We start from the raw sequence: 14,976 nt of genomic DNA on the forward strand, positions 1-14,976 counted from the left end.
CTACCGGCCCTTGCGTTTCGTTCCCTGCCGACCCCGCGTCTGCAGCGGGGTGTCGTACTCGGGGCGGGCCACCTCCTGGAAGAGCTTGTGGAAGGCCTCCAGCCGCTCCGGAGCGAGCCGCCCCTCGCGCACGGCCTGTTGCACGGCGCAGCCCGGCTCGCGCTCGTGCCGGCAGTCGCTGAAGCGGCAGTGGGCCGCCAGCTCCTGGATGTCCACGAAGGCGTCGCGCAGGCCCTCCTCGCTCTCCAGCACCCCGAGCTCGCGCATGCCGGGCGTGTCGATGACGAGCCCTCCGCTGGCGAGCACGAACAGCTCGCGGTGGGTGGTGGTGTGGCGGCCCTTGTCGTCCTCGCTCACCTCGCGCACCTCCTGGCGCGCCGCGCCCAGCAGGCGGTTGATGAGGGTGGACTTGCCCACGCCGGACGAGCCGATGAGCGCCACCGTCTTGCCCGGGCCGAGGTAGGGCGCGAGCGCTTCCAGGCCCTCGCCGGTGACGGCGCTGACGGTGTGCACGGGCACGTCCTGGGCGAACTGGACGATGCGCTCGCGCTCCGCGGCGGCGTCCGCGCTCAGGTCCGCCTTGGTGAGCACGATGATGGGCTGGGCGCCGCTGTCCCAGGCCACCGTGAGGTAGCGCTCGAGCCGGCGCGGGTTGAGATCCTTGGTGAGCGCGGAGACGAGGAAGACGCCGTCCACGTTGGCGGCCACCACCTGCTCCTCGGTGGTGCGGCCCGCGGCCTTGCGCGCCAGTTGCGTGCGGCGTGGCAGCACCGTCTGGATGACGGTGGTGCCCTCCTGGGAGCGCGGCTCGTAGGAGACCCAGTCACCCACCACCGGGCGGGCCGAGTCCCCCTTGCGGATGGCCATGCGCAGCTTGCCGGGAAGCGTGGCGCGCAGCTCGCCGCCCGCCGTGCCGAGCATGTACTCCACGCCATAGTCGGCGGTGATGCGCGCGGGTTGCTCGCCGGTGTTCGCGCGGGCCCTCCACGCGTCGACGAAGGGGGGGGCCCACCCCAGCTTCTCCAAGGCCCGCTCATCCATGCTGCTGGCTCATGCGTTCTCCATGACGGGTGGGCACTACACCAACCCGTACTCCTCGAGCTTGTTGTACAGGGTGCGCCGGCTGATGCCGAGCAGTCGCGCGGCGAGGGTGCGGTTGTCCCCCGCGCGCTGGAGCGCGTCCACCAGGGCCTGCCGCTCCATGCCCTTGCGCTGGGACTCGAGCGTGCGCCCCTCCCCCGCGGGGAACGACGCCGGAGCGGCGCCTGGGATTCCCGGGGGCGGGCCCGGCACGGGCGGGGGCGCGGCCATGGGCGCGATGCCCGGCTGGCGGTCCAGCTCCCGGAGCACCTCCTCCCCGGAGAGCAGGGGACCGTCGGAGAGCACCACGAGGCGCTCGATGAAGTTCTGCAACTGGCGCACGTTGCCGGGCCAGGGCTGGGCGCGCAGCACGGCGAGCCCCTCGGGGGTGAGGACGAAGGGCGGGCGGCCGTTGGCCCGGGCGTGCACCTCGAGGAAGTGCCGCACGAGCGGCTCGATGTCCTCGGGCCGGGCGCGCAGGGGCGGCAGCCACACGGGCACCACGTTGAGCCGGTAGAAGAGGTCCTCGCGGAACATCCCCTCGCGCACGAGCGCCTCCAGGTCGCGGTGCGTGGCCGCCACGAAGCGCACGTCCACCTTGAGCGTCTGCGTGCCCCCGAGCCGCTCGAACTCGCGCTCCTGCAACAGGCGCAAGAGCTTCACCTGCACCTGGGGGGTGATGTCGCCGATCTCGTCGAGGAAGAGGGTGCCGCCGTGGGCCAGCTCCACGCGGCCGGGCTTGCGCGTGGCGGCGCCCGTGAAGGCGCCCTTCTCGTAGCCGAACAGCTCGCTCTCCAGCAGCGTGTCCGGCAGGGCCGCGCAGTGCAGCTTCACGAAGGGGCCGCCGCGCCGGGGGCTCGCGTCGTGCACCGCCTTGGCGGCCAGCTCCTTGCCGGTGCCGGACTCCCCGCGCAAGAGCACCGTGGCGGTGCCCATGGCGGCGCGGCCGAGCAGCGCCTGCACGCTGGCCATGGCGGTGCTCTGGCCCACGAAACCGCCGGACTCCTTGCCCAGGGGGCGCGTGGCCTCCTGGTGCTGCTGCGCGCGCAAGAGCGCCTTGCGGATGCTGAAGAGGATCTCCTCGCGATCGAAGGGCTTGAGGGCGAAGTCGGCGGCGCCCGCCTTCATGGCCTCCACGGCGAGTGGAACGGTGCCGTGCGCGGTGAGCAGGATGACGGGCACGTCCGGCCAGGAGCGCTGCACCTCGGCGAGCAGCTCCAGGCCGCCCATGCCCGGCATGCGCACGTCGCTCACGACGACGTCGATGGGCTTGCGGCCGAGCAGGCCGAGCGCCTCGTCCCCGCGCGCGGCCGTGTGCACGGTGAGCCCCGCCTGGGCCAGCAGCGCGCCGAGCACCTTGGCCACGGCGGGGTCGTCATCCACCAGCAGCACGCTTCCCTTGAGCGACTCGGCCACGCGGCTCCATCTCCTGGTACGGGGAGGGGCCGCGTTCCCCGGTGTGGCTCGCGCGTGCCCCCTTGGGGATGCTACCGCGCCCCGGTGGACTCGGGCAGTGCCTGCCTCGGGGCTCAGCCCGCCCGCTGGGAGCGCTTCGGCTCAGCCCGCCGTCGACAGCCGCGGATAGTCGATGTACCCCTGCGGGCCCGCCGAGTAGAAGGTCTGCTTGTCCGGCGCATTCAGGGGCGCGTTCGTCCGGAAGCGCTCCGGCAGGTCCGGGTTGGCGAGGAAGAGCGCGCCGAAGACGACCGCGTCCGCCTCGCCGTTCTTCAGCACCGCCTCCGCGCTCTCGCGGTCGAGCATGCCGCCGCGCAGGTAGGTGCCCTGGAAGAGCGAGCGGAACGTGGTGTGGTAGGCGTGGAACTGGGGGCCGAACGTGGCCACGTGCAGGTAGGCGAGCTTCAACGGCGCGAGCTGCTCGACGAGGTAGCGGTACGTCTCCCGGGGGTTGGCGTCCTTGATGTCGTTGAAGCCCATCTCCGGGGAGATCTTGATGCCCACCCGGTCGCCTCCCACCTCGTCCACCAGGGCGGCGAGGGTCTCGAGGATGAAGCGGGCGCGGTTCTCGAGCGAGCCGCCATAGGCGTCCGTGCGGGTGTTGGTGTTGCTCGACAGGAACTGCTCGGGCAGGTAGCCCGAGGCGGCGTGCAGCTCCACGCCATCGAAGCCGGCCTCCAGGGCGCGGCGCGCCGCGCGGCGGTACTCGCCAATCACCTCGGGGATTTCCTCGAGCCGCAGGGCGCGCGGCTGGACGAAGGGCTGCGGTCCCGTGGAGGTGAAGCTCTGGCCCGCGGGGGTGATGGCCGAGGGCGCCACCGGGGTGGCTCCGCCGGGCAGCATGCTCGGGTGGGAGATGCGGCCGCTGTGCATGAGCTGCATGAAGATGCGTCCGCCCTGCGCGTGGACGGCCTCGGTCACCTGCTTCCAGGCCGCCACCTGCGCGTCGGTCTCGATGCCCGGGGTGCGCACGTAGCCCTTGCCCATGGCGGAGGGGAAGACGCCCTCGGTGATGATGAGCCCCGCGCCCGCGCGCTGGCGGTAGTAGGTCGGGACGAGCTCGGTGAGGACACCGGTCTGGTCATCCGAGCGCGAGCGGGTCATCGGCGCCATGACCATGCGGTTGTTGAGCGTGTAGCGGCCGAGCGAGACGGAGGAGAAGAGCGTGGACATGAGGGACCTCGGATGGGTGGGCGGCGAGGGCCGCCGGCGTGGGACCAACAGCGAGTCACCGTGACGAGGACAGAAGTAACCCCTTCCGCTGTCTGGGCTGTAGTAGCTGCTTTGGAATGCACTGTTCCGCTCATGGAACGCGCGTGGCCGAGACGGTGAGGCGCAGGGTCACCGTGGTGCCGCGCCCCTCGTGGCTCGTGAGCGTCACGCGTCCGCCATGGGCCTCCACCACCCGCCGCACGAAGGCCAGCCCCAGTCCGCTGCCCGTGGTCTTGGTGGTGTAGAAGTCGTCGAAGGCGCGCTCGCGGGTGCGGGCGTTCATGCCCTCGCCGGTGTCCTCCACGCTGAGCATCACCCCCGCGTCCTCCGTCCGCGTGCGCACGGTGAGCACTCCCCCGCGAGGCATGGCCTCCAGGGCATTGCGCACCAGGTTCTCCAGCGCGGTGGCCAGCAAGTCCCAGTCCCCCGCGCAGCGCGGCAGGTCCCCGGCGAGCTCCCGGCGCAGCTCCACCCCGGGGCTCCCGGCGAAGCCCTGGAGGGACAGCACGCTCGTCACCAGGTGGTTCACGTCCAGCGGCGCGAGCAGCGGCTCCACCCGGCCCAGGCGCTGGTAGGTGCTCACCACGCGGTCCAACCGCTCCACCTGCTCGAGTAGCAGCTCGAGGAACTCGCCCTTGTCGTCCCACGAGCGGCCCCGCGCGTGCTCCTCCTGGAGGTACTGCGTGGCGCCCTTGAGCGCGGCGATGGGGTTCTTCAGGTCATGCGCCATCTGGGCGGAGAAGCGGCCCAGGGTGGCCATCTGCTCCAGGCGCTCGCGCTGGGCGGTGAAGGCGATGACGCCCCGGCGGGTGATGGCCAGCAGCGCGAGGGTGATGGCGGCCGTGCCCACCACGAGCGCGCCGTAGCGCGCGGCGAAGACGCGGAAGACGGTGAGGTAGGACAGCACGCCCACGAGCGAGAGCAGCAGCGCGTACATCGCGTGGACGTTGGACAGCTCCTGGCCGAACAGCCGCAGGCGCAGCGCCACCACGGCGATGGCCGGCAGTCCCAGCAGCGTGCCCAGGCCGCCCAGGCGCGGCACGTCCTGGCCCAGCACCGCCACCACGTCCGTGCCCAGCAGCGTCACCAGCAGCGCGAGCCCCGTGAGCAGCAGTCCCGTCCGGGCGCGCTCGGTGGAGCGCGGCTCGCGGCGCAGGTGCCAGGTGAGCAGGCCGAAGCTGCCGAGCAACAGCGGCGCGCTCAGCGCGAGCACCATCAGCGCGAAGCCCCGCGAGTCCACCTCGTCCGCCACCCGCGGCGAGCCCAGCCCCACGAGGCTGAGGCTCGCCAGCACGCCGAAGACGGCATAGGTGGCGTACATCACCCCCGCCAGCCGGCGCCGCTCGCCCACGAAGGCGAGGACGAAATGCAGGGCGGGCGGCACGCTCATCAACGTCGCGCACGTGGCGATGAGACGCCAGCCGGGCCCGCCCGCGTGCTCCAGGGCGAAGTCGGCGAAGTTCCACGTGGACAGCGAGATGCACAGCACCGCGAGCGGCAGCCCCATGGGACTGCGCCCCACCCGCACCAGGGCGAGGCCCGCGAGCGCCAGTAGCCCCGCGCAGGCCCCGAGGCTGATCCACGCCTGGGTCGTCATCACTCCCCCCTCGTGACTCTCGTGTCCCGAGCGGGCCGGCTACAGGAGGGCCAGGCGCCGGGAGCGCACGGGATCGGCCGCCACGGCCTCCCACCGGCGCACGGCCGCCTCGCGCTCGCCCTCGGGCGCGTCGGCGTAGAAGCCGAGCGTGTCGTTGAGGCCGCGGCTGAGCTCCTCGAGGGCGGCCAGCCGGATGTCCAGCTCCGGGTGGCGCAGCGCGGCCACGAGCCAGTCGGCGCGGCGGCGCCCGCGGTTCTCCGCCCACCAGGCCATCCACGCACGCGTGTCCAGGCCGAACGTGGCGCGCGTCACCTCGCGCAGCGCGTCGGCGGCGGCCTGGGCGCACGCCTCGTCGGTGCTGTGGGTGAGCGGGATGAGGCCCTCGATGGCCTCGCGGTCATGCAGCGTGCCGAGGGCGCGCGCGGCGAGGGCACGCCGCGAGGTGTCCGGGTGGGCCAGCTCCTGGCGCAGCTCGCGGCGGGCCGCGTCCATGCGGGGCAGGTGCTTGAGGGCGGAGGCGGCCACGCGCGCGGCGCTGGACAGGTCCGGCTCGGGATCGAAGAGGCCGCGGAGGATTCCGTCCACGAGCTCCACGTAGGGCAGGTTGCCGGCGGTGAGCAGCGCGAAGTAGCGCGTGTCCGCGTCGGGCGAGTCCAACAGGGGCGCGAGCATCTGGGCCGCGGGCCGGCCGAGCCGCGACAGGGCACCCGCGATGGGGCCGAGCTCGTCCGCCTCGGGCAGCTCCAGCACGGGCAGCCGGCTCCACGCGCTGGGGCCGGGGAAGTGCATGGCGAGCACCCGGGCACTGGCCTCGGGCGAGCGTGCCAGCTCGGCCATGGCGTTGGCGCGCTGGTTGGCGTCCGGGCCGGTGAGCCGCTTGAGCAGGGGGCCGAAGTCCGGAGGCGGACGCTCCTCCTGCGACATCACCAGCGGGGCGAGCGAGGCGGCGCGGCCCGGCACGTTGGCGGAGCGGGTGGCGAAGGGGCTCCAGCCGAGGCTCGCGGCGAAGGAGGGCGCCGGGGCCGGGGCCGACGACGGGGCGGTGTCGGACAGGTCCACGTCCACGTCGAAGTCCAGCGCGGCGGAGTGGCGCTGCTCGCCCATGCGCTGCTTGCGGAAGAGCAGCAGCTCCTGGAAGGCGGCGGGCAGGTCCTGGCAGAAGAGGATGTAGTCGGAGAGCCGGCGCTGGCTGACGGGCTTCTGGCCGCAGTCCCCGTAGAGCACGGCCACGAGGCGGCCGCGCACTTCCACCGGGTAGAGGAAGAGGGTGCGCGGCGGCTGACGTCCGAACAGCTCCAGGTAGTGCCGGGTGAGGCTGTCGGGCGGCATGGGGCCCACGTAGCTGCCGCGGGTGACGGCCACGGTGCGGAAGACGCTGGAGGCGTCGAGCGGAATGGACACCTGCGCGAGCGCGTCGCCGCCCATTCCCTCGCCTCGCGAGTCCCAGCCCACGGCGGAGCCGCGCAGCACGGCGAAGGCGGCCACGTAGTCGAAGGTGCGGCGGCCGAAGCGCAGGGCGTTGTCGATGAGCCGGTCGCGGTCGCGCGTGGACTCCTTGAGGGCGGCGCGCGCCTGGGCGAGCGTCCACTCCGGCACGTCGTCACTTCTCGGCGCGGTGGGCTCCGGCGCGGGGGTGATGGCCGGAGGAAGCGGCTGCGCGGGAGGCGCGGCCACCTCGGGAGGAAGGGCCGCCATCAGGATGGTCGGAGGAGAGATCCGCGCCGGCTGGGGCGGGGCGGAAGGCGCGGCCTGGGCGGGAGGCGGAGGACGCGCGGCCTGGGGAGGCACAGCCGCCTGCATGGGAGGCGCGGCCTGGGAGGGAGGCGGAGGACGCGCGGCCTGCATGGGGGGCGCGGCCTGGGCGGGCGCCGGAGGACGCGCGGCCTGCATGGGGGGCGCGGCCTGGGCAGGGCCCGGAGGACGCATGGCCTGGGGAGGCGGAGCGGCCTGCTGGGCCGGAGGCGGAGGACGCATGGCCTGGAGAGGCGGAGCGCCCTGGACGGGAGGCGGAGGGCGCGCGGCCTGGGGAGGCACAGCGGCCTGGGCCGGAGGCGGAGGGCGCGCGGCGGGAGGCACCTGCTGGGGAGGCGCCGCGGGACGCGCGGGTTCGGTCATGTTCAGCCGCAGGGGCTCACGGGCGGGCGCGGACGGAGGCGGGGCGGCGGGAGCGGGACGCGCGACTTGCGGCGGGGCGGCGGGAGCCGGGGCACGCTGGGGCGGAGGCTGAGGGGCGGGAGGCGCCTCGAGGGTCCGCTCGAAGGGGACGGGCTCGGAGGCCACCGTGCGCGCGAGCCGCTCCACCATTTCCAGGGTGAGGGCGGCGTCCTCTCCCTCGGGCCTGGGCGGCGGGGGAGGCGGGGTGAGCGCCGGGGCGGGAGGGGGCGGAGCGGCCTGGACTCCCATCCGCTCGGGGTCGAGCATGCCGAGCACGGCGCTGTAGCGGGGCGTGAGCGGCAGCCGGTAGATGACGGAGATCCACTCGCGCACGCGGACCTCGGTGGCCACCCACAGCTCCAGCGACTTGCCGAGCAGGAAGCCGACCTCTTCCAACTCCTTGCGGGGCACCGGGTAGCCGCAGGCCACGTGCAGGGTGCTGCCGTCGAGCGACAGGGGGACCACGCACAGCCGGTCGGCGATCTTCGGAGGGATGAAGGAGGCGACGTCCGCGTTGGGCTCGAAGTCGGCGAGGTTCACCGGACGCAGCCCCGACGCCTCACCGAGCGCGTAGAGCACCTGGGGCTCGGCGAGCCACTGGCGCTCCAGCAGGGCGGTGTCGAGAGCGCCCCCGTACGCCGCTTGATGGCGCAAGGCCTCCTCGGCTTTGTCCTGGGGGAGGAGTCCCTGGGTGATCAGGGTGTGGGCGAGTTGAGAAGGCATGGGGGGTCCGGCATCTTAAAGCCGCGGAAGGCGGGCACAACGAATCCTTTAATCCGTTGTCAACCCGCTCCCCCCCTGGGTCATTCAGCTCGGCTGGACGACGTAGGTGGACGTCAGCTTGTCGTGGAGCGTCTGGCCCCGCCGGTCGAAGAGGGCCATCCAGAAGCCGGCGAGGAAGAAGCCGAAGGACACACTGGCCAGCAGGGCGCGCACGACGGCGCGGCCCGGAGCGGGCGCCTGTCCGCGGGTATCCACGAGCCTCAGGCCGAGCAACCTGCGGCCCAACGTGCGGCCATTCCAGAGGACGGCGGCCACGGCGCAGTACACGAGCGACAGGAGGACGAGGAGGATCACCCCGGGAATCAGCACCGACTGGAGGGAGCGGACCTTGAGCAGGAACAGGTCGAGTCCCGTGAGGGTGGTGGCGGGGGTCTGGACGCCGGCCACGGAGGAGGCGAGCAGGAGGTAGAGGGCGACCACGCCGAAGATGGCGCTCGCGTCGACGCCGAAGGCGAGCAGCCGGCGCCAGAGGGAGGCCGGCCGGGCGTGGACTTCTCCGTCCGTCGCGGCCATCGCGGCGGGCTTCACCGCGGGCGCGGCGGCACGCGGAGCGGGTGCCTCCTCCTCGATGTCGACCGGGATGGAGTCCTCCTCACGGGCCGCGTACGGAAGCGGGGCGGCGCCGGGCAGGCCCGGGGACGGAGCGCGGGGCGGCATGACGGGCAGGCCGGGCGAGCCCTGGGACACGGGGGCGGGCGTCGAGGCGGCCACACCGGACCAGGGGGCGGACGGGGCCGAGGGAGGCGGCGTGCGGGCCGCGCGCGCGGGAGTCATTCCCGGAGGGGTGGTGCGAGCGGTCATTCCCGGAGGCTGGGGCAGGGGTCCCGCCGGAATCGTCACCGCCTCGCTGTCGCTGTCCGCGCTCCGCTCCGACCGGCGGCGGTCGATGTTTATCTCCCGGTCCAACAGGTTCGGGACGGCCCGAGCCGCGGACTGGGACGCGGCGGCGCAGGTGGGGCAGTCCCCGACGGGCGGCAGCGAGGCTCCGCATTTCAGGCACTTGGACAACGTTTCCTCCAGGCTGAAGAAGGCTGTAGCAGCATGAAACGCCCTCCCCGTGCCGGGAGCAAGAAAACCGCCGCGGGCCCGGGGCCTCCCTGTCTGGTGGCTCACCGGGCCGCCCACCTCATGAGACGGGTCGGCGTTGGGAAACGAGCATCAACCCGACCGAGACGAGGAGCGAGCCGACGATGGCCAGCACGATGCCCAGGGGGTTGATGCTGGAATACATGGTGTTGGGCGCGATGGCCGTGCCGATGAGTCCTCCGAGGGTGCCTCCCGCCATGCCGAGCAGCACTCCACCCCAGAGTCCCACCAGGCGCGTGGCGGGCATCGCCAGGAACGAGAGGACACCGACGATGAGCCCGATGAACGTGTAGACGAAGATGGACATGGGAAGACGCTCCCTCGCGTAACCCCTCGGGGTTGGGTGGACCGACCGTACGAGGCAAACCTAGGAACGCGAGCGGGGAGCGGTCAGACGGTGGGGGACGAGGGCTTCAGTTCCTGGCTGCTAGCCGAGTTCTCCATCCAGGTGGGCCATGACCGAGAGCGCGGCGAGCGCGGCCGTCTCGGTGCGCAGGATGCGGCGGCCGAGCGTGACGGGCCGTGCGCCGAGCGCCTGGAGGGCGGACACCTCCTCGCGGGTGAGTCCTCCCTCGGGGCCGACTACGAGCGCCACGGGAGTGCCGCCAGGGCGCGAGCGGAAGGCCTCGCCCAGGGGAACGGCGGATTCCTCCTCGTCGAGCACGAGCAGGAGCGTGTCCGGGGAGAGCGCGCGCGCGGCCTCCAGCAGGGCGCGAGGCGGGTGGACGCGGGGCACGTCGTTGCGCCGGCACTGACGGGCGGCCTCCTCGACGATCTTCGTCCAGCGCGCGGTGCGCTCCTCGGCGCGCTTGGGCTCGAGCTTCACCACGCTGCGCGCGGCGGCCACGGGGTGGAAGGCGGTGGCGCCCAGCTCGGTGCCCTTCTGCAGCACCCACTCCAGCTTGTCCCCCTTGGGCAGGCCCTGGAGGATGTGCACCTCACGCGAGGGCGGCGCGTGCCGGGCCTCGCCGAGCCCCAGGCGCACGCTGTCCTCCTCCACCGCGAGCACGCGCGCGGAGAAGGCGCGGCCGGCGCCGTCGAAGACCTCGAGCACGGAGTCCTCGGCGAGCCTCAGCACGTGCAGGAGGTAATGGCGCCGCTCGCCCGAGAGCGTCACCTCGGTGGGGGCGGGCTCGGGGAGGGGAACGAAGAGTCGGACCACGGCGAGGGTGTCCTCCAGCGGGGGGGAAGGGGAGGGACTTCACCAGGAAGCCGCCCCTTCCACCAGGGCCGGTTCAGTGCCGCGTGTCGCGCAGCCTGAAGTCGGCGACCGAGGGCAGGTGATCCGACGCGTCGGTGGAGTGGTCCACCTCGAGCAGCAGGGGCTCGAGCTCGGCCGAGGCGAAGAAGGTATCGAAGCGCTTGCCGGTGGCGGGCACGACGCCGTTGCCGTTGGGCAGCGAGTTGAGGGTGGACATGTCGGCCACGTCCTGCAGCCGCATCCACTGGGCGGAGTCCTTCGGGTACTTGCCGGCGACGAGCAGCTCGCGCGCCTCGTCGGGCTTCATGTGCGAGCCATCCGGCATGCGCACGCGCAGCTCGCGGGCGCGGCGCAGCGGATCGTGCAGCTCGTGCTCGAGCGCATGGAGCGCGCGGCGCACGCGCACGTCGCCGATGTTGCCCACGCCCCAGTCGCCCACGCTCGGGTGCACGTCGCCGTAGCGCGACTCATAGTCGCGGATCGTCTCGGTGGGCTCGTGCTTGCGCAGGGGGCTGGGCAAGAGCGAGTAGTGCTGCTTGACGTTGATGTTGGCGTTGAAGTCGCCCAGGGCGATGGAGGGCACTCCCTCGCGCGCGTGCACGAGCGCTTGGAGCTGCCAGAGCTGACCGGCGTTGACGCCGCTGTCGCCCAGGGTGTGGTGCACGTTGTAGAGGGCCACGGGGCGGCCGTGCACGTCGATCAACGCGAAGAGGGCACCCCGGTCCTCGTCCAGCTCGCCCACGAAGCCCTGGCGCGCGACGGCGGCCGCGCGCGCGTCCGCGGGGAAGTCATAGGTGAAGTGCACGGCCTCCTCGATGGGGTGCCGGCTGAGGATGGCCTTGCCATTGACCACGGGCCCGTGGATGTCGCGGCCCTGGTAGGCCACGTGGAAGCCGAAGTGGCGCGCGAGCTCCATGGCCGTGGGCTGACTGGCTTCCTGCAGCGCGATGACGTCCGGCATCCGGCCGCTCGCCTCGAGCTGCTCGAAGTAGTGCTGGAGCAGGGCGCGGCGCTCGCCGCCCAGGAGGATGTTGTACGTCATCACGCGCAGGCACCCGTCCCGGGGCGGGCGGGGCTGGGGATGGTGCACCAGCAGGGTGACGCCCGTGCCCAGTTGGCGAGGGCCCGTGGCCGCCTGGAGCGACTCGAACCCCTGGAACACATGGAGGGGCTCGCGGTGTGGCAGGTGTGTGGGAGGAGCGAGGGGAACGCCCTCGATGACCCCTCTTCCGAAGGGGAGGCGATCCAGAAGTCTCGAAAGGGCCTGTCCTGGCATGAGTCCTCGGCGTGAATGCGTGGCTCGCGCTGCGAGCTTCTTCCCCCCACAATCTCGGGCGCGTACGGGCGCCCGCCAACCCGTGCCGTCTCCGGCGAGGGTGGAAGGAGGGGGAGCCGAGCCCGGGAGGACTGGCTTGGATGGCGGCACACCGGCCGAGCGAGACCGAGGGGCTACGTATGCGCCTGGCTGTTCCGGCCGCCGGCGGTGGACGACGTATGGGCGTCGGCGGGCAGCTTGTAGTCGCCCGTCAGCACGGCGACGAAGAAGAGCGGCCCCACCAGGGCGTGGACCAGGTTGGTGAGGAAGGAGGGAGACTTCTTCTCCCAGACGGAGTGGCCAGCGAGCTGCACGCCCCAGCCCACCACGGCCAGGACGATGACGGCCCAGACGGGCAGCAGCCGCCCGAGCGGGATGCACAGCAGCATGAAGGCCGAGACGATGAGGCCCAGCTTCACGTCGGCGCGCAGGTACCACCCCAGGGTGAGCAGCCAGGCCACCATGGCGAGCGTCAGCGCGCCGCCGGGCAGCGCGGGCACCGGCACCAGCCGCACCCAGTCCAGCATCGCCACGATGTGCAGGACGATGACGGGAATGGCGATCTTGTGGGTGAGGCGGTTGGTGGGGTGCTGGTGCGAGGCGTAATACTCGTCGAACAGGGCCTGGGTCTGGGGTCGGAGCATGGGGAGAATCTAACCCCGGTGGAAGTCCAGCCGTACCCACTCGCCCTGCTGGGCACCCGGTTCGGCCACCATGCCGAGCTTCACGTAGGCCGCCTCCACGTCTGCCTTCTGGTGCGCGAGCACGCCCGCCAGGAGCAGCTTGTCCTTCACCCGCGGGACGATGAGCGGCGCCAGCTCGATGAGCGTGTTGGCGAGGATGTTGGCCACCACCAGGTCGAAGTCGCCGTCCACCGCGTCGAGACTCTTGCCGGACAACTCCAGTCCAGGGGTCGCGTTGACCTCGGCGTTCTCCCGGGCGAGCTCCACCGACACCGGATCGTTGTCCGTGCCCACCACGCGCCCGGCCCCCAGCTTCTTCGCGGCGATGGCCAGCACGCCCGTCCCCGTGCCCACATCCAGCACGCTCGCGCCCGGATGGGTGGCCATGTAGTCATCCACCGCACCCAGACAGAGCGAGGTGGTGGGGTGGTCGCCGGTGCCAAAGGCCATCTTCGGCTCGATGACGAGGCGCACCCGGTCGGCCGGGGCGTTGGCGGCTTCCCAGGGGGGCCCCACCCACAGCCGGCCCACCTGGACGGACTTGATGTGGACCTTCCAGGCGTTGCTCCAGTCCTGCTGGGCCTCCTCGGCGAGCTGCAGTCTGGCCGAGGGAAAGCTCTCGGCGAGCTGGGCGCGGGCGGCCTCGGCCGTCTCGGCGTCCTCGAAGTAGGCCACGAGGATGGCCTCGCCCGGCGCGGGCGCCCGGACTCCGGGCATGGTGGGCCCCTCGCGATCCCGCACTTCCAGTCCCAGCACGCCCACGTCGTGGAGCAGATCCTGCGCCGCCTCTGAGTCCCCCTCCGGCAAGTCCACCGTGAGGGTTTGATACGTCCCCGTCATGTCGCCCTTCTCGCATCTCTCGTTGTTCCCGGGAAGATGCCGGGTGGTCTGCAGTGGAGGAAGAAATTTCGGGGTGGCGGGCGCTCCGTTCGTTGGCCCTGGAGGGAACTGGCGGGTGAGGCGATTTCCTCTTGCGGAATTTGGGGTAAGCTCTCCGCGAACCCTCTATTCAGGCTCCCGTTGTCCAGCCCCTCCCCGTGTGCGCCCGTGATTCAGGATGGAGTATGAAGCGAACCCGTCGCAATACCGGCTTCTCCCTGCTTGAGCTGATGACGGTGGTGGGCATCATCGGCATTCTCGCCGCGCTGTCGCTGGCCGCGTTGGAGGTGTTGCCTCAGCGCACGCGGTTGACGGGCGGCGCGCTCGAGTTCGCCGCCGTCATCTCCAGTGCCCGCTCCCAGGCCTACGGCCGCAACCAGCGCGTGGCGGTGTTGATCAACGCCGCCACCCAGAACATCGGCCAGCCCATCCGCTACTGGGTGGTGGTGGACAAGTGGTCGGACTTCGCCAATGCGCTGAGCAATACGCCGGGTTGGACAGGGCTCAATGACCTCAAGCCCACTTCTCCGTCGAAGACGGATGATTCCTTCATGATGTACGACTCCGGGTACTTCAACGCGTCGGTGCGGGTGTATCCGCCCGGCTTCAGCGGCGCGGTGAACGGGATGGCCTCCCCGTCCTGCAACAAGGCGGAGTACGCCGACATCCGTCTCGCTCGTGGGCAGCCCTCGAACTCCGACGACATCTTCCCCGCGCCCTATTGCTTCGTGCCGAGCAACAGTGGGTGCACCTTCTGCTCCGGAGATGGAGTCGCGCAGCCCATGCGCGGCGTCATCTTCTTCGAACCGGATGGTTCCGTGCGGTTCGCCAACGCGGCGGGGACTCTTTCCAACGTGGGCGCGGCCTCCATCACCTTCCGGCCCACCAACAGCGGGCTGGAGAATGTCCAGGCCGTCGTCATCACCAACACCGGTCTTGTGCGGACCTTTTCGGCGTCCACGAGGTGATCTCCATGCTGCCAAGGGCCTCCTTCCGCCCACGCCACGGCTTCACGACCATCGAGGCGCTCGTCGCCGCGGTGGTGTTCCTGCTGGGTCTCTCCGGTCTGCTGGGCGCGCTCACCCAGGCGCGCAACGCCACGGGCCAGGCGCGCCGGTACATGCAGGCCACCGACATCGCCAATGACCTGGTCGAGCAGATCCAACTCTGGCGCTCCGACGACCCACGTCTGGTCCCCAAGTCCGACGTGTGCGATCCCCTGGACAAGGCGGGCGCCATGCTCAAGCCCAGGGATAACGGCGACTACACGGCCTACACGAAGTGCATGCGAGACGATTTCGACATCAAGCCCAACGACCGGCAGTGGTCGGGGCTGGCGACGCCCGAGTTCACGGACGAGCAGGGCATCACGACCACCTACTGGCGCTACTTCATGATCCGCAAGCACGTCGACACCACGGTGAATCCGGCCGTCACGCGTCTGCAGATCTGGGTGAAGGTTCGCTACGACGACGTGGGCGAGCCGCGGGTCGTGACCACCCAGGCGATGCGCATTCATCAGGGGCTCTAG

At 71.8% G+C, this 14,976-nt stretch carries 13 protein-coding genes; 2 read left to right on the forward strand and 11 right to left on the reverse strand.

The window, feature by feature from the left end:
• The 11 genes from rsgA to F0U63_RS07435 all read right to left on the reverse strand — a co-directional run bounded on the left by rsgA (position 1) and on the right by F0U63_RS07435 (position 13,406).
• Complete coding sequence (gene rsgA, locus F0U63_RS07385) at positions 1 to 1,041, reverse strand: ribosome small subunit-dependent GTPase A (protein ID WP_395845117.1); 1,041 nt, start codon at positions 1,039 to 1,041, stop codon at positions 1 to 3.
• Between the two features lie 36 nt (positions 1,042 to 1,077).
• On the reverse strand, positions 1,078 to 2,496 hold the full coding sequence (locus tag F0U63_RS07390; protein ID WP_395845119.1) for a sigma-54-dependent transcriptional regulator: 1,419 nt from the start codon (positions 2,494 to 2,496) through the stop codon (positions 1,078 to 1,080).
• A gap of 141 nt (positions 2,497 to 2,637) precedes the next feature.
• Positions 2,638 to 3,708: an alkene reductase gene (locus F0U63_RS07395; RefSeq protein ID WP_395845121.1), complete on the reverse strand. Its 1,071-nt coding sequence runs from the start codon at positions 3,706 to 3,708 to the stop codon at positions 2,638 to 2,640.
• 130 nt (positions 3,709 to 3,838) lie between these two features.
• Positions 3,839 to 5,344 (reverse strand): nitrogen regulation protein NR(II), encoded by a 1,506-nt coding sequence (locus F0U63_RS07400; protein ID WP_395845123.1) that lies wholly within the window; start codon positions 5,342 to 5,344, stop codon positions 3,839 to 3,841.
• A 39-nt stretch (positions 5,345 to 5,383) separates the two neighbouring features.
• Positions 5,384 to 8,221: a FrgA protein gene (locus F0U63_RS07405; RefSeq protein ID WP_395845125.1), complete on the reverse strand. Its 2,838-nt coding sequence runs from the start codon at positions 8,219 to 8,221 to the stop codon at positions 5,384 to 5,386.
• Between the two features lie 84 nt (positions 8,222 to 8,305).
• Positions 8,306 to 9,289: an RDD family protein gene (locus F0U63_RS07410; RefSeq protein ID WP_395845127.1), complete on the reverse strand. Its 984-nt coding sequence runs from the start codon at positions 9,287 to 9,289 to the stop codon at positions 8,306 to 8,308.
• Positions 9,290 to 9,407: 118 nt separating this feature from the next.
• Complete coding sequence (locus F0U63_RS07415; protein ID WP_395845129.1) at positions 9,408 to 9,674, reverse strand: hypothetical protein; 267 nt, start codon at positions 9,672 to 9,674, stop codon at positions 9,408 to 9,410.
• A 120-nt stretch (positions 9,675 to 9,794) separates the two neighbouring features.
• Positions 9,795 to 10,529, reverse strand: coding sequence for a 16S rRNA (uracil(1498)-N(3))-methyltransferase (locus F0U63_RS07420; RefSeq protein ID WP_395845130.1), 735 nt, complete (start codon positions 10,527 to 10,529; stop codon positions 9,795 to 9,797).
• Positions 10,530 to 10,602: 73 nt separating this feature from the next.
• Positions 10,603 to 11,730, reverse strand: coding sequence for an endonuclease/exonuclease/phosphatase family protein (locus tag F0U63_RS07425; RefSeq protein WP_395845132.1), 1,128 nt, complete (start codon positions 11,728 to 11,730; stop codon positions 10,603 to 10,605).
• A gap of 287 nt (positions 11,731 to 12,017) precedes the next feature.
• On the reverse strand, positions 12,018 to 12,527 hold the full coding sequence (locus tag F0U63_RS07430) for a DUF962 domain-containing protein (RefSeq protein WP_395845134.1): 510 nt from the start codon (positions 12,525 to 12,527) through the stop codon (positions 12,018 to 12,020).
• Positions 12,528 to 12,536: 9 nt separating this feature from the next.
• On the reverse strand, positions 12,537 to 13,406 hold the full coding sequence (locus tag F0U63_RS07435) for a 50S ribosomal protein L11 methyltransferase (protein ID WP_395845136.1): 870 nt from the start codon (positions 13,404 to 13,406) through the stop codon (positions 12,537 to 12,539).
• A gap of 224 nt (positions 13,407 to 13,630) precedes the next feature.
• Between F0U63_RS07435 and F0U63_RS07440 the strand changes: the two genes are divergently transcribed.
• Both F0U63_RS07440 and F0U63_RS07445 read left to right on the forward strand, forming a co-directional pair.
• Complete coding sequence (locus tag F0U63_RS07440) at positions 13,631 to 14,413, forward strand: Tfp pilus assembly protein FimT/FimU (RefSeq protein WP_395845138.1); 783 nt, start codon at positions 13,631 to 13,633, stop codon at positions 14,411 to 14,413.
• 5 nt (positions 14,414 to 14,418) lie between these two features.
• Complete coding sequence (locus F0U63_RS07445; protein WP_395845140.1) at positions 14,419 to 14,976, forward strand: hypothetical protein; 558 nt, start codon at positions 14,419 to 14,421, stop codon at positions 14,974 to 14,976.

The sequence above is a fragment of the Cystobacter fuscus genome (assembly GCF_044360685.1).
Lineage (GTDB): Bacteria > Myxococcota > Myxococcia > Myxococcales > Myxococcaceae > Cystobacter > Cystobacter fuscus_C.

What these genes read in the sequence shown, in the direction of transcription:
- F0U63_RS07395 (WP_395845121.1), bottom strand. Translation starts at nt 3,708, where the DNA reads ATGTCCACGCTCTTCTCCTCCGTCTCGCTCGGCCGCTACACGCTCAAC.
- F0U63_RS07400 (WP_395845123.1), bottom strand. Translation starts at nt 5,344, where the DNA reads ATGACGACCCAGGCGTGGATCAGCCTCGGGGCCTGCGCGGGGCTACTG.
- F0U63_RS07405 (WP_395845125.1), bottom strand. Translation starts at nt 8,221, where the DNA reads ATGCCTTCTCAACTCGCCCACACCCTGATCACCCAGGGACTCCTCCCC.
- F0U63_RS07445 (WP_395845140.1), top strand. Translation starts at nt 14,419, where the DNA reads ATGCTGCCAAGGGCCTCCTTCCGCCCACGCCACGGCTTCACGACCATC.
- rsgA (WP_395845117.1), bottom strand. Translation starts at nt 1,041, where the DNA reads ATGGATGAGCGGGCCTTGGAGAAGCTGGGGTGGGCCCCCCCCTTCGTC.
- F0U63_RS07435 (WP_395845136.1), bottom strand. Translation starts at nt 13,406, where the DNA reads ATGACGGGGACGTATCAAACCCTCACGGTGGACTTGCCGGAGGGGGAC.
- F0U63_RS07415 (WP_395845129.1), bottom strand. Translation starts at nt 9,674, where the DNA reads ATGTCCATCTTCGTCTACACGTTCATCGGGCTCATCGTCGGTGTCCTC.
- F0U63_RS07440 (WP_395845138.1), top strand. Translation starts at nt 13,631, where the DNA reads ATGAAGCGAACCCGTCGCAATACCGGCTTCTCCCTGCTTGAGCTGATG.
- F0U63_RS07430 (WP_395845134.1), bottom strand. Translation starts at nt 12,527, where the DNA reads ATGCTCCGACCCCAGACCCAGGCCCTGTTCGACGAGTATTACGCCTCG.